This window comes from Pseudoalteromonas sp. 5Ae-yellow (assembly GCF_014077565.1).
GTDB lineage: Bacteria > Pseudomonadota > Gammaproteobacteria > Enterobacterales > Alteromonadaceae > Pseudoalteromonas.
In genome coordinates, this window is record NZ_JACGWD010000070.1 from 1 (window position 1) to 23,376 (window position 23,376).

At 39.3% G+C, this 23,376-nt stretch carries 21 protein-coding genes and 5 tRNA genes; 5 read left to right on the forward strand and 21 right to left on the reverse strand.

Going from position 1 to position 23,376, the window contains the following annotated elements; all coding sequences use genetic code 11:
• The 12 genes from H4J63_RS16180 to H4J63_RS16235 all read right to left on the reverse strand — a co-directional run.
• Nucleotides 1-107, reverse strand: a 107-nt coding sequence (locus H4J63_RS16180; protein ID WP_182197508.1) for a transposase DNA-binding-containing protein, incomplete at its 3' end; no start/stop codon positions are given.
• Between the two features lie 130 nt (nucleotides 108-237).
• A complete protein-coding gene (locus tag H4J63_RS16185) occupies nucleotides 238-2,139 on the reverse strand; it encodes a SurA N-terminal domain-containing protein (RefSeq protein ID WP_182197509.1) in 1,902 nt (633 codons plus the stop codon).
• A 171-nt stretch (nucleotides 2,140-2,310) separates the two neighbouring features.
• Nucleotides 2,311-2,601 (reverse strand): HU family DNA-binding protein, encoded by a 291-nt coding sequence (locus H4J63_RS16190; protein WP_157823336.1) that lies wholly within the window; start codon nucleotides 2,599-2,601, stop codon nucleotides 2,311-2,313.
• Nucleotides 2,602-2,784: 183 nt separating this feature from the next.
• Entirely contained in the window at nucleotides 2,785-5,154 is a 2,370-nt protein-coding gene (gene lon, locus H4J63_RS16195; RefSeq protein ID WP_182197510.1) for an endopeptidase La, read from the reverse strand.
• 151 nt (nucleotides 5,155-5,305) lie between these two features.
• A complete protein-coding gene (clpX, locus tag H4J63_RS16200) occupies nucleotides 5,306-6,589 on the reverse strand; it encodes an ATP-dependent protease ATP-binding subunit ClpX (RefSeq protein ID WP_002958344.1) in 1,284 nt (427 codons plus the stop codon).
• A 135-nt stretch (nucleotides 6,590-6,724) separates the two neighbouring features.
• Nucleotides 6,725-7,342, reverse strand: a complete 618-nt coding sequence (gene clpP, locus H4J63_RS16205) for an ATP-dependent Clp endopeptidase proteolytic subunit ClpP (protein WP_002958346.1) — start codon at nucleotides 7,340-7,342, stop codon at nucleotides 6,725-6,727.
• Between the two features lie 164 nt (nucleotides 7,343-7,506).
• Nucleotides 7,507-8,811 (reverse strand): trigger factor, encoded by a 1,305-nt coding sequence (tig, locus tag H4J63_RS16210; RefSeq protein ID WP_024600100.1) that lies wholly within the window; start codon nucleotides 8,809-8,811, stop codon nucleotides 7,507-7,509.
• Between the two features lie 378 nt (nucleotides 8,812-9,189).
• Nucleotides 9,190-9,266 (reverse strand) — tRNA-Pro (locus H4J63_RS16215).
• A 70-nt stretch (nucleotides 9,267-9,336) separates the two neighbouring features.
• Nucleotides 9,337-9,413, reverse strand: a tRNA-Pro gene (locus H4J63_RS16220).
• A gap of 14 nt (nucleotides 9,414-9,427) precedes the next feature.
• Nucleotides 9,428-9,503: transfer RNA gene (locus tag H4J63_RS16225), tRNA-His, on the reverse strand.
• A gap of 23 nt (nucleotides 9,504-9,526) precedes the next feature.
• A tRNA-Arg gene (locus H4J63_RS16230) sits at nucleotides 9,527-9,603 on the reverse strand.
• A gap of 55 nt (nucleotides 9,604-9,658) precedes the next feature.
• A tRNA-Pro gene (locus H4J63_RS16235) sits at nucleotides 9,659-9,735 on the reverse strand.
• Nucleotides 9,736-10,087: 352 nt separating this feature from the next.
• On the opposite strand from H4J63_RS16235, the gene folD reads away from it, so the two are divergent.
• Nucleotides 10,088-10,942, forward strand: a complete 855-nt coding sequence (gene folD, locus H4J63_RS16240; protein ID WP_002958348.1) for a bifunctional methylenetetrahydrofolate dehydrogenase/methenyltetrahydrofolate cyclohydrolase FolD — start codon at nucleotides 10,088-10,090, stop codon at nucleotides 10,940-10,942.
• Between the two features lie 72 nt (nucleotides 10,943-11,014).
• On the opposite strand, the gene cysS is transcribed toward folD, so the two are convergent.
• Nucleotides 11,015-12,394: a cysteine--tRNA ligase gene (cysS, locus tag H4J63_RS16245; RefSeq protein WP_182197511.1), complete on the reverse strand. Its 1,380-nt coding sequence runs from the start codon at nucleotides 12,392-12,394 to the stop codon at nucleotides 11,015-11,017.
• A 155-nt stretch (nucleotides 12,395-12,549) separates the two neighbouring features.
• Between cysS and H4J63_RS16250 the strand changes: the two genes are divergently transcribed.
• The 3 genes from H4J63_RS16250 (at nucleotide 12,550) to H4J63_RS16260 (ending at nucleotide 14,717) form a co-directional block, all read left to right on the forward strand.
• On the forward strand, nucleotides 12,550-13,041 hold the full coding sequence (locus H4J63_RS16250) for a peptidylprolyl isomerase (protein WP_002958350.1): 492 nt from the start codon (nucleotides 12,550-12,552) through the stop codon (nucleotides 13,039-13,041).
• A gap of 89 nt (nucleotides 13,042-13,130) precedes the next feature.
• The gene (locus H4J63_RS16255) at nucleotides 13,131-13,868 is read left to right on the forward strand and encodes a UDP-2,3-diacylglucosamine diphosphatase (RefSeq protein ID WP_182197512.1); all 738 of its coding nucleotides are present in this window, start codon (nucleotides 13,131-13,133) and stop codon (nucleotides 13,866-13,868) included.
• A gap of 54 nt (nucleotides 13,869-13,922) precedes the next feature.
• On the forward strand, nucleotides 13,923-14,717 hold the full coding sequence (locus H4J63_RS16260; protein WP_182197513.1) for a transporter substrate-binding domain-containing protein: 795 nt from the start codon (nucleotides 13,923-13,925) through the stop codon (nucleotides 14,715-14,717).
• On the opposite strand, the gene miaE is transcribed toward H4J63_RS16260, so the two are convergent.
• Nucleotides 14,714-15,475, reverse strand: a complete 762-nt coding sequence (gene miaE / locus H4J63_RS16265; protein WP_182197514.1) for a tRNA isopentenyl-2-thiomethyl-A-37 hydroxylase MiaE — start codon at nucleotides 15,473-15,475, stop codon at nucleotides 14,714-14,716. The two genes, H4J63_RS16260 and miaE, sit on opposite strands and share 4 nt — an antisense overlap.
• Before the next feature lie 206 nt (nucleotides 15,476-15,681).
• Between miaE and H4J63_RS16270 the strand changes: the two genes are divergently transcribed.
• Entirely contained in the window at nucleotides 15,682-16,281 is a 600-nt protein-coding gene (locus tag H4J63_RS16270) for a Yip1 family protein (protein WP_182197515.1), read from the forward strand.
• Nucleotides 16,282-16,395: 114 nt separating this feature from the next.
• Here the strand turns inward: H4J63_RS16270 and purF are convergent, their stop codons facing one another.
• The 7 genes from purF to H4J63_RS16305 all read right to left on the reverse strand — a co-directional run.
• Nucleotides 16,396-17,922 carry an amidophosphoribosyltransferase gene (purF, locus tag H4J63_RS16275; RefSeq protein WP_007580920.1) on the reverse strand — a complete coding sequence of 509 codons (1,527 nt, stop codon included), beginning with the start codon at nucleotides 17,920-17,922 and terminating at the stop codon, nucleotides 16,396-16,398.
• Between the two features lie 18 nt (nucleotides 17,923-17,940).
• A complete protein-coding gene (locus tag H4J63_RS16280; RefSeq protein WP_007376853.1) occupies nucleotides 17,941-18,435 on the reverse strand; it encodes a CvpA family protein in 495 nt (164 codons plus the stop codon).
• Nucleotides 18,436-18,630: 195 nt separating this feature from the next.
• Nucleotides 18,631-19,272 (reverse strand): SPOR domain-containing protein, encoded by a 642-nt coding sequence (locus H4J63_RS16285; protein WP_182197517.1) that lies wholly within the window; start codon nucleotides 19,270-19,272, stop codon nucleotides 18,631-18,633.
• A gap of 11 nt (nucleotides 19,273-19,283) precedes the next feature.
• The gene (gene folC / locus H4J63_RS16290) at nucleotides 19,284-20,549 is read right to left on the reverse strand and encodes a bifunctional tetrahydrofolate synthase/dihydrofolate synthase (protein ID WP_182197518.1); all 1,266 of its coding nucleotides are present in this window, start codon (nucleotides 20,547-20,549) and stop codon (nucleotides 19,284-19,286) included.
• 25 nt (nucleotides 20,550-20,574) lie between these two features.
• Nucleotides 20,575-21,450 carry an acetyl-CoA carboxylase, carboxyltransferase subunit beta gene (accD, locus tag H4J63_RS16295; RefSeq protein ID WP_007376856.1) on the reverse strand — a complete coding sequence of 292 codons (876 nt, stop codon included), beginning with the start codon at nucleotides 21,448-21,450 and terminating at the stop codon, nucleotides 20,575-20,577.
• Nucleotides 21,451-21,590: 140 nt separating this feature from the next.
• A complete protein-coding gene (gene truA / locus H4J63_RS16300; protein ID WP_007584098.1) occupies nucleotides 21,591-22,388 on the reverse strand; it encodes a tRNA pseudouridine(38-40) synthase TruA in 798 nt (265 codons plus the stop codon).
• Nucleotides 22,389-22,541: 153 nt separating this feature from the next.
• Nucleotides 22,542-23,376, reverse strand: an 835-nt coding sequence (locus H4J63_RS16305) for a FimV/HubP family polar landmark protein (RefSeq protein WP_310734721.1), incomplete at its 5' end; no start/stop codon positions are given.

Genomic DNA, 23,376 nt, shown 5'->3' on the forward strand with positions numbered 1-23,376 from the left:
TTTGCAAGCGTTGATGCTAACTTTACCAGACGCGCTGTTCTTCTTGGATCACCTAAGTCCGATTTACCGAATTGTTGTTTTGCCCAATGAGTATGTTCGTTAATCATAATGTGCCCTCAAACAAGATCTGATCATGACATTGAGATTTAGTTCAAAAAAATCCCCGCTAATTTCTTAGCAGGGATTTGTGTATAAGAGACAGCTTTAAAAGCGCCTTTCTTTATGAGCTAAAATTAATTATTCAACAGTTTGTGTAGCCGTTGGTAAGTTAAGTTCAGCATTTGCTTTCAGCGCTTCAATAAACACCATGTAGTTTTTATTAGCTTGCGCCATAGTAATGCTTTGTTTTGCTTGAGGATCAATATTAGCTGCAACTTGTGCATCTGTTACCGACTTAAGCGCAACAATTGCTGCATCACCATTATTTAAATTAACAAGCTCAACTATCGCAGAGTCTGCTGGGTGAGCCATTTTGAATGCTTGAGTCACAATAGCAGGTGAAACAGTATAGCTTTGACGTGTTAACTGCGCTTCTTGACGAACAGTTAAGCTTTGCTCGCTCGCTACATCATTTAAGCTCTTACCTGCTTGTACTTCTGCAAATAAGCTACGCGCTTTTTCATTAGCAAGCTCTGATGATTTTTCATTAACTAAACGCGCTTTAATTTGCTCGCTTACTTCATCCAGCGGTTTAGTAGCAGCAGCTTTATGCTCGTTAATACGAACAATAATTGCATGCTCCTCACCAAGCTCAATAACTTCAGAGTTTACTTTATCTTCAAGTAAATCAACTGATGTTAGTGCTGTTACAACTGCAGGGCTGTTTAACGGCTCCGGAAGAGCATTAAGTGCTAAAAGAGGCGTAGATTTAACTTCCACTTCAGCAACTTCTGCAGCATCGTCTAAGCGGTCTGAAATTTCAAATGCAAGTGCACCCATTTCAGTTTGCTTTTCGTAAAATGCATCTACTTTTTCAGCTTGTTCTAGTTCAGCACGTAAGTCAGCTTTAACATCGTCATACGCTTTAACTTGTTGTGGTTGAATGTCTGTAAGTTTAATTATGTGATAACCAAACTCAGAAGCAACAACCTCAGAAATGTCACCTTTGTTTTGAAGTGCGAAAGTCGCGTCTTCAAATGCAGGGTCCATTACGTCACGTTCTATCCATTCAAGATCGCCGCCCATTTCGCCACTAACGATATCGTCAGATGATGATTCTGCTAACTCAGCAAAGTCTGCACCTTGTTCTAGTTGTGCATGAAGTGCATTGGCTTTTTCTTTTGCTGCGTCATTGTCTTCACTGTTATCAATTAAGATATGTGATACGCGACGCTTTTCTGGCTCAACGTATTGTGCTTTATTTTGCTCGTAATACGCTTTAACGTCATCCTCGGTTACCGATTCAACATTAATATCTGATGCTTTAAGCTCAATATAACTTACTGAGATAAGCTCTGGAGATAAAAATTGTGATGCGTTTAGCTCGTAGTAATCAGACACTTCTTGCTCTGATACTTCTACGTTCGCGGCAAGTGCTTCTTTATTAATAACTAAGTAATCAATGCTTCGAGTTTGCTGCTGCAGAGCGATTGCGCTTTTAAGCTCGCTCTCTAGTGCAAAGTCTGTACCTGCAACAGCAGATACTACCTGACTACGTGTCATATCTTTACGTAAGTATTCACGAAAAGCATCTGGTTGAAAGTTCATTTGACGAATTACTTGTAAGTAACGATCGTTATTAAACTTTTCACCAATTTGAAAGTACGGTAGTTCTAAAATTGTTTTACGTACACTTTCGTCGCTTACGCGAAGGCCTAAATCAGCCGCTAGCTGTGATTGCAATTCTTGTTGTACTAAGCGGTCAACTACACCTTGGCGAATTTGCGCCATGTAATTTGGATCAGCGGCAATTTGTGTAAAGTATTCACCAAATTGTTGCTCTAAACGGCTTCGTTCATTTTGGTAAGCACGGTTAAAATCGGTTTGACTAATTTTAATTCCATTTACTTCAGCAACGGGTTGTTCTGTGGTTTGACCTAAGTAACTACCGATCCCTGCTAAGGCAAAAGATAAAATCACCGCGCCTAAAATTATTTTGGCTACAGGTCCTTGCGAACCTTCTCTGATTTTCTCAAGCATTTGTTTATCTCTTTTTGATCAAGGTATTTTACCTTGTCACATGTAAAAAAAGCGTATCTTACCAGATACGCTTTTTCACTTGAAGTAACTGGCGGTAAAGTTACTTAATTCATCTGTTGTGGTGAATCAGTAACTTTACACTCGCCATAACTAATGTGTTTAAAACAGTGATTAGTTTACTGCGTCTTTAAGCGCTTTACCGGCTTTAAAAGCAGGAATAGTTGCAGCAGCAATTTGGATTGTTTCACCAGTTTGCGGGTTACGGCCTGAACGTGCAGCACGGTCACGTACTGAGAAAGTACCGAAACCAACAAGTGCAACTGAGTCGCCTTCTTTTAGCGCGCCAGATACAGATTCGATGAATGAATCTAGTGCACGACCTGCAGCCGCTTTAGAAATGTCAGCATCAGCTGCGATTTGATCGATTAATTGAGATTTATTCACAATATCATCCTCTTTCATTGTTATTATCAAGAGCGATGGTTTTTTAAACTAACATCACTTTTTTGAAAATTTTAGAGCAAACTTTTAATGCTCACATGATTATATTTTTCTTAAGCCTACGCCCCATAAGGGCTAGGCTTGAAAACCAGTGCTTAACTTATCATACCGTTTAGATTTGAAAAGCCCTAAAAAGCACTTTTTTTAGCTTTTTTCTTGGTTTTTAGGTGTTTCGACCGAAAAACTCTCAACAGGATGCACTAAAGCAAGCTTTAACACCTCGTCAATCCAAGTAACTGGATGAATATCAAGACCTGCCAGCACGTTCTCTGGGATCTCTTTTAAGTCACGTTCGTTAATTTTTGGAATGATGACTGTTTTAATTCCACCACGATGAGCTGCTAATAATTTCTCTTTTAAGCCACCAATAGGAAGTACTTCACCACGTAGCGTAATTTCACCGGTCATTGCAACATCTGCTCGTACAGGGTTACCCGTTAAGCTAGATACAAGACCTGTTACCATTGCTGCACCCGCACTTGGGCCATCTTTTGGTGTTGCACCTTCAGGTACGTGTACGTGAATATCACGCTTTTCGTAAAAGTCGTTATTTATGCGGAATGTATCTGCACGATTACGTACTACCGTCATAGCCGCTTGAATCGACTCTTGCATTACATCGCCCAGTGAACCGGTATAAGTTAACTTGCCTTTACCTGGTACAGCCGCACATTCGATTGTTAGCAAATCACCGCCAACTTCTGTCCATGCTAAGCCTGTAACTTGACCAATACGGTCACCGTCTTCAGCTTTACCATAATCAAAGCGTTGCACACCTAAAAAGTCTTCTAGGTTATCTTGATTGATAGTCACTGTTTTAGTGTCTTTTTCAAGTAAGATATTTTTAACTGCTTTACGACATAGTTTTGAAATTTCGCGCTCGAGGTTACGTACACCCGCTTCACGTGTGTAGTAACGAATAATGCCAATAATTGCACTATCCTCTATTTCAATTTCAGACTCTTTTAAGCCGTTACGTTTTACTTGTTTAGTAATTAAGTGCTCTTTTGCAATGTTTAGCTTTTCATCTTCGGTGTAACCCGATAAGCGAATAACTTCCATACGATCCAGTAATGGGCCAGGAATGTTAAAGCTGTTTGATGTTGCTACAAACATAACATCAGATAAATCGTAATCTACTTCAAGATAATGATCAGCAAAATGGCTGTTTTGCTCAGGATCAAGCACTTCTAATAGAGCTGATGCTGGGTCTCCACGCATGTCAGCTGACATTTTATCAATTTCATCTAACAAGAATAATGGATTTTTAACGCCCACTTTTGTCATGTTTTGGATTAACTTACCTGGCATTGAACCGATATATGTACGGCGATGACCACGAATTTCAGCTTCATCACGTACGCCGCCTAATGCCATACGCACATACTTACGACCAGTTGAACGCGCGATAGATTGCCCTAGCGATGTTTTACCAACACCTGGTGGCCCAACTAAACATAAAATTGGCCCTTTAAGCTTATTAGTACGCTGTTGTACCGCGAGGTACTCGATAATGCGTTCTTTTACTTTATCTAAGCCATGGTGATCGCTATCAAGAATTTTTTGCGCGCCCGCTAAATCTTTTTTCACTTTAGAGCGTTTTTTCCATGGCACATTAATTAATGTATCTATGTATGAACGCACTACAGTCGCTTCTGCAGACATTGGCGACATCATTTTAAGCTTATTGAGCTCTGTAGTTGCCTTTTCTTTAGCTTCATCAGGCATGCCAGAATCTTCAATACGCTTTTTAAGCGCTTCAAATTCATCAGGCACATCATCAAGCTCACCCAATTCTTTTTGAATGGCTTTCATTTGCTCATTGAGGTAATACTCGCGCTGAGATTTTTCCATCTGCTTTTTAACGCGGGTACGAATTTTCTTCTCAACTTGCAATAAGTCTATTTCGCCTTCCATTAGTGCCATTAAATATTCAAGACGTTCTGTGACACTTGAAATTTCGAGCACTTTTTGTTTTTCAGGTACTTTAAGCGGCATATGCGCTGCCATTGTGTCGGCAAGGCGTGCTGGCTCATCAATACCTGAAACCGAAGTTAGTACTTCAGGTGGAATTTTTTTATTTAGCTTTACATAGCCTTCAAACTGGCTAATTGCGCTTCGGATAAAAATATCTTGCTCTTGTTCATCTACAGAATCAGATTCAATAAATTGAGCATTAGCGACAAAAAAGTCATCGTTATCTACAAATTCTTCAATTTGTGCGCGCTGTGTACCTTCGACTAAAACTTTAACTGTACCGTCTGGTAATTTTAATAACTGAAGTACAGTGGCAATAGTACCGATACGATAAATATCATCTTGCTCTGGTTCATCTACAGTTGCATCTTTTTGTGCAACCAAGAAAATTTGTTTGTCTTTGTCCATTGCCGCTTCTAGGCATTTTATTGATTTTTCACGGCCAACAAAAAGCGGGATCACCATGTGCGGGTATACCACAACATCGCGCAGTGCAAGGACTGGGATTTCGACTCGGTCGGTTCTCTCAAGCGTCATTATAGTTTCTCTTCGCACTTCATTTATTTTAAAGATTACTCAAGTATATGGGGATAACCTAATTAAAGTTCAACAATTTTCCCTAACTCGATTAAATTAATTATAAAAAAAGGAGCCTAAGGCTCCTTTTTCCATTCAAATAGCTTAAAAACTATTCTGATGCAGCTTTATCTTGTTTATTATTTTCATAAATCAAGATTGGATCTGACTCACCTTTAATAACGGTTTCATCAATAACCACTTTGCTTACATCATCCATTGAAGGAAGTTCGTACATAGTATCAAGTAGTACACCTTCAACAATTGAACGAAGACCACGTGCGCCTGTTTTACGCTCCATTGCTTTGTGGGCAATTGCAGCTAAGGCATCATCGCGAAACTCAAGTTCAACGTCTTCCATACCAAACAATACTGAAAACTGTTTAGTAATCGCGTTTTTAGGTTCACTCAATATTTGTACAAGAGCTGCTTCATCAAGTTCTGTTAACGTAGCCACTACCGGCAAACGGCCTATGAACTCAGGAATTAAGCCATATTTGACTAAATCTTCTGGCTCTACATCTTTAAATGTTTCACTTAAAGAACGACTCGCCGCAGACTCTTTCACGCTAACGCCAAAACCGATACCGGTGTTTTTATGGCTACGTTGCTCAATTACTTTATCTAGGCCTGAAAATGCACCACCACAAATAAACAAGATTTTAGATGTATCTACTTGTAAAAACTCTTGCTGTGGATGTTTACGACCACCTTGCGGTGGAACAGAAGCAACGGTGCCTTCAATCAGTTTAAGTAGCGCCTGTTGAACGCCCTCGCCTGATACATCACGCGTAATGGAAGGATTATCTGATTTACGAGAAATCTTGTCAATTTCATCGATGTAGACAATACCGCGCTGTGCTTTTTCAACATCGTAATCGCACTTTTGTAAAAGCTTTTGAATGATGTTTTCAACATCTTCACCTACATAACCTGCTTCGGTTAATGTAGTGGCATCGGCCATAGTAAACGGCACGTCAAGTAGGCGCGCTAATGTTTCTGCAAGTAATGTTTTACCACTACCTGTTGGGCCGATAAGCAAAATATTACTTTTACTTAATTCAATGTCTTGCTTAGTCGATTGGTTACGTAGGCGTTTATAATGGTTATAAACGGCAACAGACAATACTTTTTTAGCATGATCTTGACCAATAACATAATCGTCTAAGTGTTTACGAATTTCTTTTGGTACAGGTAGTTTGTCAGACGTATCATGCTTAGGAGCAATGTCTTTGATCTCTTCCCTGATAATATCGTTACACAACTCTACACATTCATCACAAACGTATACTGAAGGGCCTGCAATTAATTTACGCACTTCATGTTGGCTTTTGCCACAAAAAGAGCAGTATAACAATTTATTACTTTTGTCGCCGTCTGTAGGAGTGTCAGACATTCAGCTACCTCATTTTATTACGTTGGCCACCAAAACTATTGGCGGCTATTTCAATACGCTTTAACTATACCAAAATTTATTGGTTTTCGCATAGTAACTCAAAGTGGCAAACAGGTAGTCCTGCTTACCAAGCGCTTACTTTTTGTCGCGATTTGTAAACACAGAGTCTACCAAACCGTAATCTACAGCTTGCGAAGCACTCATGAAGTTATCACGATCTGTGTCTTTAGAGATAATATCCAATGGTTGGCCTGTATGCTCAGCCATTAAGCGGTTAAGCTTATCTTTAATAGACAGAATTTCTTTAGCGTGTATTTCAAAGTCAGATGCTTGACCTTGGAAACCACCTAATGGTTGGTGAATCATCACACGTGAGTTTGGTAGGCAAAAACGCTTACCTTTAGCACCAGCAGTAAGCAAAAAAGCACCCATGCTTGCAGCTTGACCTACACATATTGTACTTACATCTGGTTTGATGAAGTTCATTGTGTCGTAAATAGCCATACCCGCAGTTACTGAACCACCTGGTGAGTTGATATATAAAAAGATATCTTTATCAGGGTTCTCTGATTCTAAAAATAGCATTTGCGCTAAGATCAGATTTGCCATGTTGTCTTCAACTTGACCTGTTAAAAAGATAATACGCTCTTTTAATAATCTCGAATAAATATCATACGAGCGCTCGCCTTTTGGTGTTTGTTCAACAACCATTGGGACCAATGCATTTAGGGGATCTGTAATACCAGTATTCATACTTATTTAATTCCTTATGCGCTTATACTTATCCTTATTATAAGGAAGCATAGTTATCGTTTTTCGCAAATTTAGAGCCAAAAACTAAAATGGCCCGGGCACGCTGTATAAACAGAGTAGCACGAGCCATTTAATCGTTAGCGAGAGCTTAAGTCAATGACTTATTAAGCACCTTGCTGTGGATTCATGATGTCATCAAATGCTTTTTCAACATCAGTAACAACTGCTTTAGCTAAAATAGCTTCAACAGCTTGCTCTTCCATTGCTACATTACGCATTTGCTGCATAAGTTGATCATTACCTTTGTAGTATTCTACTACTTCAGTTGGATCTTCGTATGCAGAAGCTACCGTTGCAATTAATGCTTCAACTTTAGCGTCATCAACTTTAATCTCGTTAGCTTTAATCACTTCACCTAATAAAAGGCCAGTTTTAACACGTGTTACAGCTTGCTCGTGGAACAATTCAGCAGGAAGCTCTGGCATGTTTTGAGCGTCGCCGCCAAAACGTTGAGCTGCTTGCTGACGTAGAGCATCAACTTCTTGATCAACTAGTGCTTTAGGCACTTCGATTTCGTTGTTAGCTAAAAGACCTTTGATTGCTTGGTCTTTAACGCTTGCTTTAACCGCTTGGTCTAGCTCACGTGTCATGTTCTTTTTAACTTCTTCTTTAAGCGCGTCTACGCCGCCTTCGGTAACACCGAATTTAGTTGCAAACTCTTCGCTTAATTCTGGTAATTCTTGCGCTTCAACTTTTTTCACTGTGATAGTGAATTGAGCCGCTTTACCTTTTAAGTTTTCAGCGTGGTAATCATCAGGGAAAGTTACATCAGCAACTACTTCTTCGCCTGCTTTTTTACCTACGATGTTATCTTCAAAACCTGGGATCATACGACCTTGGCCAAGTTCTAATGGGAAGTCTTCAGCTTTGCCGCCTTCAAATACTTCACCGTCGATAGTACCTACGAAATCAACTGTTACACGGTCGTTTTCGCCAGCAGCTGTATCAACATCAGCCCACTCAGCGTGTTGCTTACGAAGTGTTTCTAGCATGTTAGCTAAATCTTCGTCAGTTACTGTTACCGCTGGTTTCTCAACAGTAATTTTATCTAAACCTTGAACTTCAACTTCAGGGTAAACTTCAAACGTTGCTGAGAACTCTAAATCTTTACCTGCTTCAAGTGATTTAGGTGCGAATGTAGGCGCGCCAGCTGGATTGATTTTTTCAGAAACGATTGCTTCGTAAAAATTACGTTGCATTACTTCGCCAGCAACTTCTTGACGAACTGCAGGGCCAAAACGCTTGTTAATTACAGATACTGGAACTTTACCAGCACGGAAACCATCTATACGCTGTGTTTTTGACAGTTGTTGTAGGCGTTTTTTTACTTCGGTCTCAACGTTCTCTGAAGGAACGGTGATAGTTATACGGCGCTCAAGGCCTTGGGTCGTCTCAACAGAAACTTGCATGATTTACCTCAATATTCAATTTTGGCGACTGTTCGCCTTCCTTTACAAACAAAGTGATCTGCATGAGTCTTGATAAAGTTTAAGCGGTTTTTCACACTTAAAAGCATCCGTCGCTACCATGAGATACCATTGCTGCTTTGCCCTTCGGGCACTATGTTAAACAATAGACGCGGCATTATAACCTAATATTTATGATAGTCGAGTATAGGGGGCAATTATTTGGACTAGATAAGGGACTATAGAGACTAACTGAATAAAAAACAGGCTAACTGAGCATTGAATAGAATAAAATACAAATTATTTAATAGAATTAAAGGCTAACGAATTTAGATTTATAACTTAGAGGAGTTTATTTATTATTCTTACTAGATAAGAAAATGGTCGGCGATGCAGGATTTGAACCTGCGACCCCTTGGACCCAAACCAAGTGCGCTACCAAACTGCGCTAATCGCCGACATTGAAGAGTTAACTTCTTTTTTCATACTGAACACTTAAACTGAGAGTATAAGACCATTTTAAGAAAATGGTCGGCGATGCAGGATTTGAACCTGCGACCCCTTGGACCCAAACCAAGTGCGCTACCAAACTGCGCTAATCGCCGATATTCGTTGTAAATGGGGTGACTGATGGGGCTCGAACCCACGACAACCGGAATCACAATCCGGGGCTCTACCAACTGAGCTACAATCACCGCTATATTTACATGTTTTCAAATGGTGCACCCAGAAGGATTCGAACCTTCGACCCACGCCTTAGAAGGGCGTTGCTCTATCCAGCTGAGCTATGGGCGCATCGAAAACTTCATAGTTTACCAATAAGCTATTCGATTATAATAAATTATAAAAATGGTCGGCGATGCAGGATTTGAACCTGCGACCCCTTGGACCCAAACCAAGTGCGCTACCAAACTGCGCTAATCGCCGAAACTTATTATTGTTAGCGAGTGACCTCGTTGACAACGGGGTGCATAATAGTGATTTGACGGGGTTAGGTCAAACGTTTTTTTAATAAAACCAATCAAGTGCTCATTTTTAGTGCACAATGGTTAAATATTACAATAGTAGGCTGAAATTTAAACTATTTAACAACTCAAATGTTATATACATTAAAAGCAACTTGGCGCTGCTATGCTTTTCTGCGAAAATAGTAGGCACATTATAAAACGAGTTATATAAAGAGTATGTTTTCTTTATTAGCATTTTTACCCCTATTTTATTATGCACTCGTTTTTAGAGTATCGGTATCTAGTTAATTAACCCCAATTAAAGGTCACCCATGACGGCAAACATCATTGATGGTAAGGCAATCGCAAAACAAGTACGTAGCGCTGTAGCAGAACGCGTAAGTGAACGTGTAGCAAATGGTTTACGTGCACCAGGACTTGCAGTAGTGCTCGTTGGACTTGATCCAGCAAGCCAAGTTTATGTTGGTTCAAAACGTAAAGCCTGTGAAGAAGTTGGCTTTATCTCTAAATCATTTGATTTACCAGCAGACACACAAGAGCAAACTCTTTTAGATTTAATTGACGAGCTAAATAATGATGCCGAAGTTGATGGGATTTTAGTGCAGTTACCACTGCCAAAAGGCCTTGATGCTGAAAAGATTTTAGAACGTATTACCCCACATAAAGATGTTGATGGATTTCATCCATATAACATTGGTCGATTAGCACAGCGTATGCCTGCCCTTCGCCCATGTACGCCTAAAGGTATTATTACATTACTTGATTCAACGGGTGTACGTTATAAAGGGATGCATGCAGTTGTCGTTGGCGCGTCAAATATTGTTGGTCGTCCAATGTCGTTAGAGCTTTTATTAGCAGGTTGTACTACCACTGTGTGTCATAAGTTTACTCAAGACTTAGAAACACATGTTCGCCGCGCTGACTTATTAGTTGTGGCTGTCGGTAAACCTGAATTTATACCGGGAGATTGGATAAAAGAAGGCGCTATTGTTATCGATGTGGGCATTAACCGCTTAGATACGGGTAAATTAGTCGGTGATGTTCAATACAGTGTGGCCGAACAAAAAGCGCATTTTATTACACCTGTACCAGGTGGCGTTGGCCCGATGACTGTCGCAAGCTTAATTGAAAACACACTTGAAGCGTGTGAAAAGTATCACAGCTAAGCTGTTAAAAAATCAAAAAAGGGTTGCCGTTTGGCAACCCTTTTTTAGTTTGACCTGAATTACTTTAAACGCTTACGCTTTACGCCACGTTGTTTTACCAGCTGAATCTTCAAGTATTACACCTAATGCATTAAGTGCATCGCGAGCTTCATCAGCAGCAGCCCAGTCCTTACTAGCACGTGCTTCATTACGTTTTACAATTAATGCTTCAATTGTCGCAACTTCGTCGTCATCTTGCCCACCTTGTAAAAAAGCTTCCGGTGCTTGTTGAGCAACGCCTAACACTTCACCAAGGCTACGCAGTATAAACGCTAACTTGCCAGCTTGACCTGCGTCACTTTCTTTTACGCGGTTTAATTCTTTAGCAAGTTCGAACAACACAGGTAGTGCTTCTGGTGTATTAAAGTCATCATTCATTGCTTTTCTAAATTTAGCAACAAACTCATTGCCTTCTAAATCGCATTCTACCGGTACGACATCACGAAGCGCTGTATAAATGCGTTCAAGTGATGAGCGCGCTTGGTCTAAATTCTCTTGCGAGTAATTTAATTGGCTGCGGTAATGCCCTGAAATTAAAAAGTAACGAACAGATTCGGCATCGTATGCTTTTAAAACTTCACGCACAGTAAAAAAGTTATCTAACGACTTAGACATTTTTTCTTTATTTACTTGCACCATGCCAGTATGTATCCATGTATTTACATACTTGCCGTTGTTTGCACAGCACGACTGGGCAATTTCGTTTTCATGATGTGGAAACTGTAAATCAGACCCCCCACCGTGAATATCAAAATGCTCACCTAAGTGTTTTGAGCTCATTGCCGAACATTCAATATGCCAACCAGGACGCCCTTCACCCCACGGTGATGACCATGATGGCTCACCTGCTTTGGCTTTTTTCCATAACACAAAATCAAGTGGATCGTCTTTATCTTGCGCTACTTCAACGCGAGAGCCCGATTGCAGCATAGTTAAATCTTGCTGAGAAAGCGCACCGTATTGCTCAAACGTTGATACATCAAACAATACATCGCCATCAGCTGCAACATAGGCATGGCCCTTTTCAATCAAGCGCTTAACCATAACGATAATTTCATCCATATGGCTTGTAACTGTTGGTTCAATATCTGGGCGTAGCATATTTAGGCTATCAAAATCTTCATGCATCGCTTTAGTCATGCGCACAGTTAAATCGTTTATTGACTCACCATTTTCATTTGCGCGTTTAATTATTTTATCGTCGATATCTGTAATGTTACGTACATATTTTAAATCGTAACCAATATGACGTAAATAGCGCACAATAACGTCAAAACCAACAAAAGTACGAGCGTGTCCAATATGGCAGTAATCATAAATGGTGATACCACACACATACATGTCGATTTTGCCTTCGACCATAGGTTTAAATTGCTCTTTTTGTCGCGTGAGTGTGTTGTATATATTTACCATTTACTTTGAGTCCTTGACTATTTACTTGAACAGTTATGTTACCACTTGAAAAGCCCCTGCTCTAGCGCTTTATAACAAACCAAACATCTACTTTGTTAATCTTAGCCAACTACGATAAAATAGCGCCAATATTTAAACCAGATATAGGAAAACACATGGTTGTTCTACACACCAATTTTGGTGACATCACCATTAAAATGTTTGAGCAAGAAGCTCCAAACACTGTTAAAAACTTTTTAGAGTATGCAAATGCTGATTTTTTCAACGGCACTATCTTTCATCGTGTAATCGATGGTTTTATGGTTCAAGGCGGTGGTTTTGTACCAGGTATGGAACAAAAAGAAGTTAACGACCCAATTAAAAATGAAGCTAATAATGGCCTATCTAACAAGATAGGTACTTTAGCAATGGCGCGTACGCCTGATCCTCATTCAGCAACTGCACAGTTTTTCATTAACGTGAACAACAACGACTTTTTAAACCACAGTAGCGAAACATCGCAAGGCTGGGGTTACTGTGTTTTTGCTGAAGTAGTAGAAGGCATGGACGTAGTAAATAAAATAAAAGGCGTAGCAACAGGTAGTACTGGTTTTCACCAAGACGTGCCTCTTGAAGATGTGATCATCGAAAGCGTTACTGTTAGCTAATAGTAAGTTTACCCACGTAATGTGGAGTATCAGCGGGCATTTACGCAATGTGTATACGCCCGCTTTATTTATATCGAAAAGACTGACCTATGACTCGCCAAACTTACTTTATTGCAGATTTACACCTAAGCGAAAACCGCCCCGACATTAGCGCTGCATTTTTTGACTTTTTAAATACGCATATACTAAATAAAGATGTAGATGCACTTTATATTTTGGGTGATTTTTTTGAAGTATGGGTTGGAGATGACTACATTACAGCGCTGAGTGCCGATGTAGCAAAGCATTTAAGCGCCGTTAATGATGGTGGGACACCTGTTTATTTTATACATGGCAATCGTGATTTCATCATGCGCAAGCAATATGCAGACATGGCCGCAATGACTTTACTCGATGAACAAACAGTCATTGATTTATATGGTACGCCTACCGTTATTTTACATGGCGACGAAATGTGCACTCAAGATACTGAGTATCAAAAATTTCGTAAAAAAAGCCGTGGTTGGTGGTGGCCAAAACTAATGCTTGCAATGCCACTTTGGTATCGTAAAAAAATAGCGCGTAATGCCCGTGAAAAAAGTAAGTTGCGCCAAGCTGATAAACCTATCGAAATTTTAGACGTTGTAGATGAAGCCGTGCTTGCCACCTTTGCTAAACATAACGTTACTAATATGATTCATGGTCATACTCACCGCCCTAATGTTCATACGTATAAAGTTAATGAACAAACACTTACTCGCACAGTGCTAGGTGACTGGTACACCCAAGGCTCTTATTTAGTCGTTACCCCTCAATCACAAGAATTAATTAGCACGCCTTTCGCATAATTTAAAATTCTGACTATTATTTATCTATACATTTGAATAATAGTGAGAGGTTTAATGATTAAGCTGTTAATTTTCATCGTAGTAATTGCCATTCCAACAAAAGTATTTAGCGAACAAACATGGCAAATTGTTACTGAAAACTACCCTCCCTATTTTAGCGAAAACTTGCCCAATAATGGTTGGTTATATGAAATAGCCCAATCAGCACTTAAAACACAAGGTATTAATAGCGAAGTCGAGTTTACGACATGGAATCGCGCTTTAAAGCTATTAGAAAAAAACAGAAAAACAGCTATTTTAGGTGCTTTTTATTCATTAAAAAGAAATGAAGTTTTTTACTACTCCCGTCCACTTGCAGTTGCTCACTCAGGAGTTTTTAAGCGAAAAGAAAGTATTATTAATTTCGATGGTACAGTTCAATCATTAACTCCTTATAGTATTGGTATAGAAGACAATGCCGTTGTAAGCCAAGAGTTTGCTAGAAATACGGATCTGGCAATAACGTCCACTAAAAGTCTTCCTACAAGCTTATATTTACTACAACAAGGGCGTATTGATTTAGTCGCGGGTACTAAAGAGGTTGGAAAATATTGGCTTGAAAACACTAAAACCGAAGATTTGGATGATGATAATATTGAGTATTTATCGCCAGATCTTGCTTCTCATAAACTATATGTAGTTGTCTCTAAATCAAATTATAGGGCTAAAGAATACTTACAAAAATTTAATAGAGGAATTGATATAATAATTAACAATGGTCGCATTGCTAAAATTATGAAAAAACATAATTTCAGCAATCAGAAAATAACAGAGTATATTAATTTTTTAAAAGAAAATGAGGGTATTTAAACAGTAGGAATACCGCTATGAAATTTAAAATCAGTATCGGTTGTAGAAATTAACTCTTTTTCTTTTTCACCAAAAAAGTTTACGCGTTCGGTAATATCAAAATCAGCAATTTCTTGCGCTAAAGTTAAATAATCTTGGTAATGACGCGCTTCTGAACGTAACAACGAAATATAAAAATCACCTAAGCGTTTATCAACATGCGGTGCAAGCTTTGCAAAACGCTCACACGAACGCGCCTCAATATAAGCGCCTACTATTAGCTTATCGACTAATGCATCGGGCTCGAACGTTTTAACATGACGGAGCATGCCTTTTGCGTAACGACATGGTGTAATACTTCGATACTCAACACCGTACTCGTCCATAATTTCGAGCACTTGATAAAAGTGATGCAGCTCTTCTTTTATCAGCAAAACCATTTTATCGATTAGACCTTGCCCGTATGGAGAACTCGATTTAGGAATTATTGATTTAGTGAGCTTATTTTTAGCAGCCAGATCGCGCCAATTCCCTTCTCGCTTGTAAATAAGCGTTTCAAATGGCTTTAGCCACTCGAGTAATGCATCACTACCCTCTTTATCTACCGCGTATTTACGTATTAAAAACATCGCACTTTGAGCTGCTTTTAATTCACAAATTAAGTGATCTATTAAAATGACTGATAAGTTTTCTTTTTTAATTGCTTGCTCCACCCATTGCTCTGGGGTGGTACACAATAAAAAGTTATTAATCGGCTCTAAAAGTTGGCTATGTGGCACGTTGACTGCTCATTACTAAATAAATTTGATAGACCGTTATTTTAACACGAAATTTTGCTTGGGATAAATCAAAGCCCTTATCTGCGTCTAAATGTTAATAACGAGTTAACTTGACTTTGCAAAATAAGTGAACCATAACTGTACATAGACTGTATAAAAATAAACCAACCAAAACAATAATACGTTCCTTTTATGGAGTAAGTACTATGATACTAAATCACCTCTGGGGCATTTATGCTCACCCACTTGAAGAATGGCAAACAATAGATAATCGCCATGAAAGTTTAACCTATAGTTTGTCGCATATTTTACTGATTGCTTTATTTCCTTCAATAATGGGCTACTACTCATCTGTTTATTTAGGATGGAGTATAGGTGCAGGCAATCCCGTATTTTTAACGCACGATAGTGCACTGCTAATTGCAGGTGCAATGTATTTTGCTTTAATAGCGGGTGTTTTTGCATTGGCGTATTTAGCCCATTGGATGGCGGTTACATTTGGCTCTAAACCTACATTTACACAAACACTTGAACTTGCAGCATATACTGCAACACCAGTGTTTATGTCGGCACTCGCCGCTTTTTGGCCTGTACTTTGGTTTGTAGTTTGTGCTGGAATTATTGCACTAACTTACTCGGTCTATTTGCTCTACACCGGCGTACCTATACTTATGCATATCCCCGAAGAGCGTGGCTTTATTTACGCCAGCTCGGTAGTAACGTGTGGATTAATATTACTGGTTATTATTTTAGCTGTAACAGCGATGCTTTGGACAAATGGGATTGTTAGCCCTATGTTTACTTAATAAAGTTTACCTAATAAAAAGTCGTGTTTGATAGAAATGTTCCCTTTCTTTCCTTCGCAAAAAAGGAGCTAATTAGCTCCTTTTTTTATATTTAATAGTTTTTATCAATAACCATTAATCAGCTTCGTTTTCGTCTTGGTTGTGTATCTCTAAACCTGAAGACATCGCACTTTCGCGGGTGCTTTTTGCTGAATCGTTACGTAGCTTATCAATACGATTTAAATAGTTTTGATCAATATCGCCAGTAATATATTGGCCATCAAATACTGAGGTTTCAAACTTAGTAATTTCAGGATTTTCTTGGCTAACCGCAGCAATTAAATCTTTTAACGATTGAAAGATTAAACCGTCAGACCCTATGCTTGCATTAATATCTTCTACTTCACGTCCGTGAGCAATAAGCTCAGCGGCTGAAGGCATATCAATACCGTACACATTAGGGAAGCGTATTTCAGGTGCCGCTGATGCAAAGTAAACGTTTTTAGCGCCAGACTCTCGGGCCATTTCAACAATTTGTGCTGATGTTGTACCACGAACAATTGAGTCATCAACCAATAATACGTTTTTACCTTTAAATTCGCGATCAATTGCGTTTAGCTTTTGACGCACTGATTTTTTACGCATCTCTTGGCCGGGCATGATAAATGTACGACCAATATAACGGTTTTTAACAAAACCTTGCCGATATGGTAAATCAAGTACACGTGCAATTTCCAGTGCTACATCACATGAAGTTTCTGGAATTGGGATAACTACATCAATATCTTTGTCTGCCCATTCGCGTGCAATTTTTTCGCCTAGTTTAGTCCCCATGTTTACGCGTGTTGCGTATACAGACATACGGTCTATTGTTGAGTCAGGTCGAGCAAAATAAACAAATTCAAAAATACACGGCGAGTAAGAAGCCTTATCAGCACAACTAAGTGAATGGAATTCACCTTCTTCTGTAACATATATAGCTTCACCAGGTGCAACATCACGTACAAACTCAAAACCATCCGGTTTCAACGCAACGCTTTCTGAGGCAAACATGTACTCAGTACCTTTTTCGGTTTCGCGTTTACCAAATACAAGTGGGCGAATACCATTAGGGTCGCGAAAAGCAACAATGCCATGGCCGATAATCATAGCAATAGTTGCATAGCCACCGCTTACTTTATTGTTTACTTCGGTTACCGCAGTAAAAATATCTTCAGGGTCTAAATGCAACTTATCAGACTTACTTAATTCATGTGCCATGATATTAAGTAAAATTTCAGAGTCTGACGTTGTATTAACGTGACGACGTGCTTCTGAGAATAACTGCTCTTTTAAAGCTTCTGCATTAGTAAGGTTGCCATTATGGGCAAGCGCTATACCAAACGGTGAGTTAACATAAAAAGGTTGTGCTTCAGATGAGCTTGAAGATCCTGCTGTAGGATAACGCACATGGCCAAGGCCAATTGTACCTTGTAGTCGTTTCATATGACGGGTGTGAAAGGCATCTTTCACAAGGCCATTTGCTTTGCGTAAGCTAAACGTATTATTCTCAATGGTAATGATACCCGCGGCATCTTGACCACGGTGCTGCAAAACAGTTAAGCCATCATAAATCGCCTGATTCACAGGGGATGTTCCGACTATTCCAACGATACCACACATGTAATTTATCCTCGCCGATTAACGGTTTACTGAATTTAAAAAGCTCGAGTTGTTTTCTAGGTACGAAAAGAACCATTCAACTACAAAGCCAAATTCTGGAATCAAAATAGAATTGCCCCACCAGTGCGTATTGGGTGCACCAGTAAAAGCATCAAGAAAGAAGAGTAACGCGCTCACGACCAACACGCCTCGTAGAGCACCAAACACTATGCCAAAAACACGGTCGGTACCCGATAAACCAGTACGATGTACAAGCTCACCTAAAATATAGTTTAGTAAACCGCCTAACAGTAGCGTCGCAAAGAATAATATGGCTATGGCCGCAGCATTTCTTAAAAGGGGTTCAGAAATGGTTGTTAGGAAGGAAGCTAAATATTGGTAAAATAAGCTAGAGATGATAAAGGCGCCAGCCCATACCGCTAATGACATTGCTTCTTTTACAAAGCCGCGTATTAAACCGATGATGGTAGACAATGCAATGATGCCAATAATGGCGTAATCAACCCAGATCATAAGAACCAATTAGTCGCTAATTTGGGGCGCATTCTATACCCAAACATCGTTAGTATGCAAGTTTAAACGGGAGATTACTGGGTTGTAGTCAATACAAAAAATTAACATTATAGAATGGGTATTATGAGATAAAGATAATGATAAAAACAAATATAAATAAATAAAAAAAGGCTTGTGATACAAGCCTCTTTATAATTATTTTGTAACTTCGTATTGCGTAACTTTACCATTCAATTTAGTAAGCTCTTTCAGCTGGGGAAGCTGCTTTTGTAATTCATTTTTATCAAGCGAAGGACCAACAAATACCTTGGTTAACGTCCCATTTGGGGTTTTAATCGGTTTAGTAAACGTTTTAAACCCTTCAATTTTTAATTTAGCCTGTAATGCTTTTACATTTGCAACATGTGAAAAACTACCTAATTGAATAACGTAAGCCATACTTGTTAGGTTTTCATCACTTTTACGAGGCGCAATAGGTTTTGGTTTAGCTTGAACAGGCGCTTTTGTAATTGGTGTAGCTTTAGGTTCAATAGTCGCTTCAACAACTTTATTCTCTACAGCGTAGTCACTCTCATCCATAGCATTTTGCTGCTCAAAAGCTTCATCATCAGCTTGAATATCTTCAATTTCATCTTGTTTTAGTGGTTCAGCATTAGCCATGTTTTCATCAATTGACTCTTGAAGATCGATTGTTTTGAACTCAGGGCTATCAGGAATCGCTTTAAAGCCTTCTTTATAATGCACTTTTTCGCCATCGAGTATATTAGGGATAAACACAATTGCTGCGATCACTACTATACTTGTTCCGACTAAGCGATTAATAAAACTTGAGTTCACCGACATCCTCTCTATTTTTTAAAGTAATTAATAGCGCCGGCCACTGTAAAAAATGAACCAAATACAATCAACATAGTATCACTTTGTTGTTTTGGTAAAATTACACTTAGTGCCTGTGCCACACTATCATAGCTATTGATAGTATTATGATGAGATATACCCTGCAGCGCATTTTGTAAATTACTTGCAGTGTCGCCTCGGGGGCCACTTAAACTAGCTAATGACCACTCATCGACCAAGTGACTTACTTCTTTAAGTACACCTGCTTTATCTTTATCAGCAAGCATAGCGGCTAATGCATGAATTTTAAAGCCTTTATCTTTATAGCTTGATAACTTATTGGCTAAATAACGTGCCGACTCAGGGTTATGTGCTACATCGGTAAAGACTAAAGGCTCAGTACTTAACTGCTGAAACCGCCCTTCTACAACTAAATTAGCGAGGCAACTTCGTATGACTTGCTCACTAGGTAATAAGCTTAAAACACTTAGTGCAGTTAACGCCGTTGCTGCATTTTGACATGGTATTGCTGGCTTATCTATTTCAAGATTATGTTCTTTATATTGCCAATTAAAGCTCTCAGCATTTTCTTTGAAAATAAAGTCACTGCCCGACAACGTCATATTGGCATTAATTTCTTTGCCATAATCAGTCATTGTGTGAGGAATATTTAAATCCCCTATAATAGCAGGCGTATTTTCACGAAAAATACCGGCTTTATCATAAGCCACTAACTCTCGTGTATCACCTAGGTACTCTTTATGATCTAAATCGATGGTGGTGATCACGCTTGCAAAGGGAGTTACTATATTTGTAGCATCAAAGCGCCCACCTAGACCCACCTCTAGTAATACATAATCGACGCTGCAGCGTTTAAAAATTGCCAACGCACCCAAAGTACCGTATTCAAAATAAGTAAGAGGAGTGTCTTTACGGCCTTGCTCAAGCTGGTGAAAAGCATCTATATGGAATTGGTCTGCCAGTTCTTCGCCATTAACTCGTACACGCTCGTTATAACGAATTAAATGAGGAGATGCGTAAGTACCCACGCTAAACCCCTGCGCTAGCAATAGCGACTCTAAGCAACGTGCAGTGGTGCCCTTACCGTTTGTACCGGCAATAAGAATAATTTTACTTGGGGTGTTTAAAAGGCCAATATTGTTGGCAACATTAGTAACTCGTTCTAACCCCATTGCAATGTTAGCTGGGTGAACACTTTCTAAATAAAAAAGCCAATCATCAAGGCTTGATGATTGGCTAGGAATTGATTTTGTCATAGCGTGTAATCAGTAAAGCTGAAATTTACGCTACTCTATGCTCTTGTTCCGTAGAAGGCAAGTTCATAAATTTAGCTAAAATGCGTGCAAGGGTATCGCGCATTTCACGGCGGTCAATAATCATGTCAATTGCACCGTGTTCTAGCAAAAATTCACTACGCTGAAAACCTTCTGGTAATGTTTCGCGAACAGTTTGTTCAATAACACGAGGACCTGCAAAACCAATTAACGCTTTAGGTTCAGCAACGTTAATATCACCCAGCATAGCAAGTGATGCCGATACACCACCCATTGTTGGATCGGTCATTACTGAAATAAATGGAAGACCTTTTTCAGTCATTTTTGCAAGTGCAGCGCTTGTTTTAGCCATTTGCATAAGCGACATAAGCGCTTCTTGCATACGTGCTCCGCCTGATGCAGAAAAACAAATAAGCGGCATGTTATGCTCTAAACATTGATCAACAGCATCAACAAAGCGAGCGCCAACAACAGAAGCCATTGACCCCCCCATAAATGAGAATTCAAATGCTACCGCTGCTACCGGAATACCTTTTAATCGGCCTTTCATAGCTACAAGTGCATCTTTTTCACCACTTGCTTTTTGCGCTGCACTGATACGGTCAGAGTACTTTTTAGAATCTTTAAACTTAAGAATGTCTTTAGGCTCATGTTGTGTACCAAGCTCTTGACGATCACCTTCATCTAAAAAATGCTCTAGGCGCTTACGGCCACTAACACGCATGTGGTGGTCACACTTAGGACATACGTTTAATGACTTTTCTAATTCAGCTTTATATAAAATTGAATCACACGATGTACACTTAGCCCAAACACCTTCTGGGATTTCTTTACGACCTGATGATTTTGTCGTTTTAGGTAAGATTTTTTCTAGCCAACTCATTTGCAACTCTCTTAATACTGTTCTGTGTCGCGAGCCTACTAATAGCAATTAGCAGACAAATTTTTTCAATTAAAACATGAATTACACTAACGCGGTATAAAAAACTGGTCTTAGTAGTTAAAAGTGCTTATAAAAAGTACTTATACCACATCTATATCAGGCAAAAATAAAGGGCCTAAAGGTGTTTGAGGAATATTAAATTGCTCAGGGTAGTCAACATCCACTAAATACAAACCAGCGGCCTTAGCGGTAGCACTGGCCTTTGCGCGTTCTTTACAATCAAGTAGCTCTTTTATCCATATAGGTTGTTGTTTATGTAAACCAACATCCATTAAGCTGCCTGTGATATTACGTACCATATGATGTAAAAATGCATTCGCTTTAATATCAATAATAACGTAAGTACCTTGGCGCTGTACCGACAGATGATGAATTGTTCTTGTCGGTGTATTCGCTTGGCAATGTATAGCCCTAAAAGAGGTAAAATCGTGTTTACCTATTAAATATTGACACGCCTCTTGCATCTTTGTTTCATCAAGATGATGATGAAAATGCGTAACACCCTCGTTTAATACGGCTCCTCGTAGGGGAGAGTTATAAATAACATAGCGATAACGACGAGCTGTAGCACTAAAACGGGCATGAAAGTCATCAGCAACCGGTTGGGCAAAGCGAATAGCAATATCTTTAGGCATTAAAGTATTCATACCTAGTGTAAATGCGACCATATCGCGATCGGCTTGCGTTTCAAAGTGTATTACTTGGCCTGTACCGTGCACACCAGCATCTGTACGCCCTGCACATATAACCTCAACAGGATGATTACAGATACGCGACAACGCTTTTTCTACTTCTTGCTGTACGCTATTTACATGTGATTGACGCTGCCAACCACTGTAACGTGCGCCGTTGTATTCAACTCCAAGTGCTACTCGCATAATTACCGTTTTACCTACTGTGCTAATGAACGAGGCATTTTATGCTATCTAACGATGCAATAAAAGGAGACCTGTCGTAATCAAACCAATACACATAAAAAAACCCGTATTTAGCTGAGCCAGATACGGGTTCTTATAAACATTTTAATTATTTTATTTTAGTTTAGCTTTTAAGCTAAGTGCTTCCTCTTGAACTTCTTCAGGACCTTTGTTAATGACATCCTCAATGACTTTAAGCGCAGAATCAAAATCATCAATTTCAATATAGGCACGCGCTAAATCAAGTTTAGCTGAGTAGCCACCACTTTCAGCATCAACATCCGTCGGATTATCACCGGCAAGTAATGCATCAAACTCACTCAAACCGACATCCATATTAACGTCGGTGTAAGGTTCATGTTCAAGTTCAGCGTCGTCACTTTCTTCTAATAATGAATCAATATCTACAAATTCATCATTATCAAACTGCTCAACATCACTACTTTCAACAAGTGACTCTTTTGTAGTCAATGGGTCATCTGTCTCTAAGTCTTCTTTTAACAAGCTGTCAAAGTCAACATCAAATTCACTGCTGTCATCAACACTTAACTCTTCAGGCTCTGCTAACTCACTAAGTAATGAACCAAAATCAGTTTGCGTCAAATTTGACATAAACTCTTCATCAAGTTCGTCGTCAGAGCTAATATCAGTGCTACCCACTTCATCTAAGCTTGTTAACTGTGCTTGGCGCTCTGCATTTGTTTGCTCTTGCGATTCGTCTGATAACTCATCAGTTAGCGCTTGATCTAAACTATCTTCGTCAAATTCAGCATCTAATTCAGAAAAATCATTTTCAATTAAAATCTCATCATCAAAATCATTTTCTAAACCATCTAAATCAGCATCTGTCATAAGCGCATTTGCTAAATCTTGCTCAGCCTGACTAGAAGCTATTCCCGGTGCCTCGCCATCTAAATCATCCCCTTGTAATTCTTCAGGGGTAAATGGC

Excerpts from the sequence above, each read along its gene's own strand:
- H4J63_RS16185 (WP_182197509.1), bottom strand. The coding sequence starts at position 2,139 with ATGCTTGAGAAAATCAGAGAAGGTTCGCAAGGACCTGTAGCCAAAATA.
- H4J63_RS16190 (WP_157823336.1), bottom strand. The coding sequence starts at position 2,601 with ATGAAAGAGGATGATATTGTGAATAAATCTCAATTAATCGATCAAATC.
- lon (WP_182197510.1), bottom strand. The coding sequence starts at position 5,154 with ATGACGCTTGAGAGAACCGACCGAGTCGAAATCCCAGTCCTTGCACTG.
- clpX (WP_002958344.1), bottom strand. The coding sequence starts at position 6,589 with ATGTCTGACACTCCTACAGACGGCGACAAAAGTAATAAATTGTTATAC.
- clpP (WP_002958346.1), bottom strand. The coding sequence starts at position 7,342 with ATGAATACTGGTATTACAGATCCCCTAAATGCATTGGTCCCAATGGTT.
- tig (WP_024600100.1), bottom strand. The coding sequence starts at position 8,811 with ATGCAAGTTTCTGTTGAGACGACCCAAGGCCTTGAGCGCCGTATAACT.
- folD (WP_002958348.1), top strand. The coding sequence starts at position 10,088 with ATGACGGCAAACATCATTGATGGTAAGGCAATCGCAAAACAAGTACGT.
- cysS (WP_182197511.1), bottom strand. The coding sequence starts at position 12,394 with ATGGTAAATATATACAACACACTCACGCGACAAAAAGAGCAATTTAAA.
- H4J63_RS16250 (WP_002958350.1), top strand. The coding sequence starts at position 12,550 with ATGGTTGTTCTACACACCAATTTTGGTGACATCACCATTAAAATGTTT.
- H4J63_RS16255 (WP_182197512.1), top strand. The coding sequence starts at position 13,131 with ATGACTCGCCAAACTTACTTTATTGCAGATTTACACCTAAGCGAAAAC.
- H4J63_RS16260 (WP_182197513.1), top strand. The coding sequence starts at position 13,923 with ATGATTAAGCTGTTAATTTTCATCGTAGTAATTGCCATTCCAACAAAA.
- H4J63_RS16270 (WP_182197515.1), top strand. The coding sequence starts at position 15,682 with ATGATACTAAATCACCTCTGGGGCATTTATGCTCACCCACTTGAAGAA.
- purF (WP_007580920.1), bottom strand. The coding sequence starts at position 17,922 with ATGTGTGGTATCGTTGGAATAGTCGGAACATCCCCTGTGAATCAGGCG.
- H4J63_RS16280 (WP_007376853.1), bottom strand. The coding sequence starts at position 18,435 with ATGATCTGGGTTGATTACGCCATTATTGGCATCATTGCATTGTCTACC.
- folC (WP_182197518.1), bottom strand. The coding sequence starts at position 20,549 with ATGACAAAATCAATTCCTAGCCAATCATCAAGCCTTGATGATTGGCTT.
- accD (WP_007376856.1), bottom strand. The coding sequence starts at position 21,450 with ATGAGTTGGCTAGAAAAAATCTTACCTAAAACGACAAAATCATCAGGT.
- truA (WP_007584098.1), bottom strand. The coding sequence starts at position 22,388 with ATGCGAGTAGCACTTGGAGTTGAATACAACGGCGCACGTTACAGTGGT.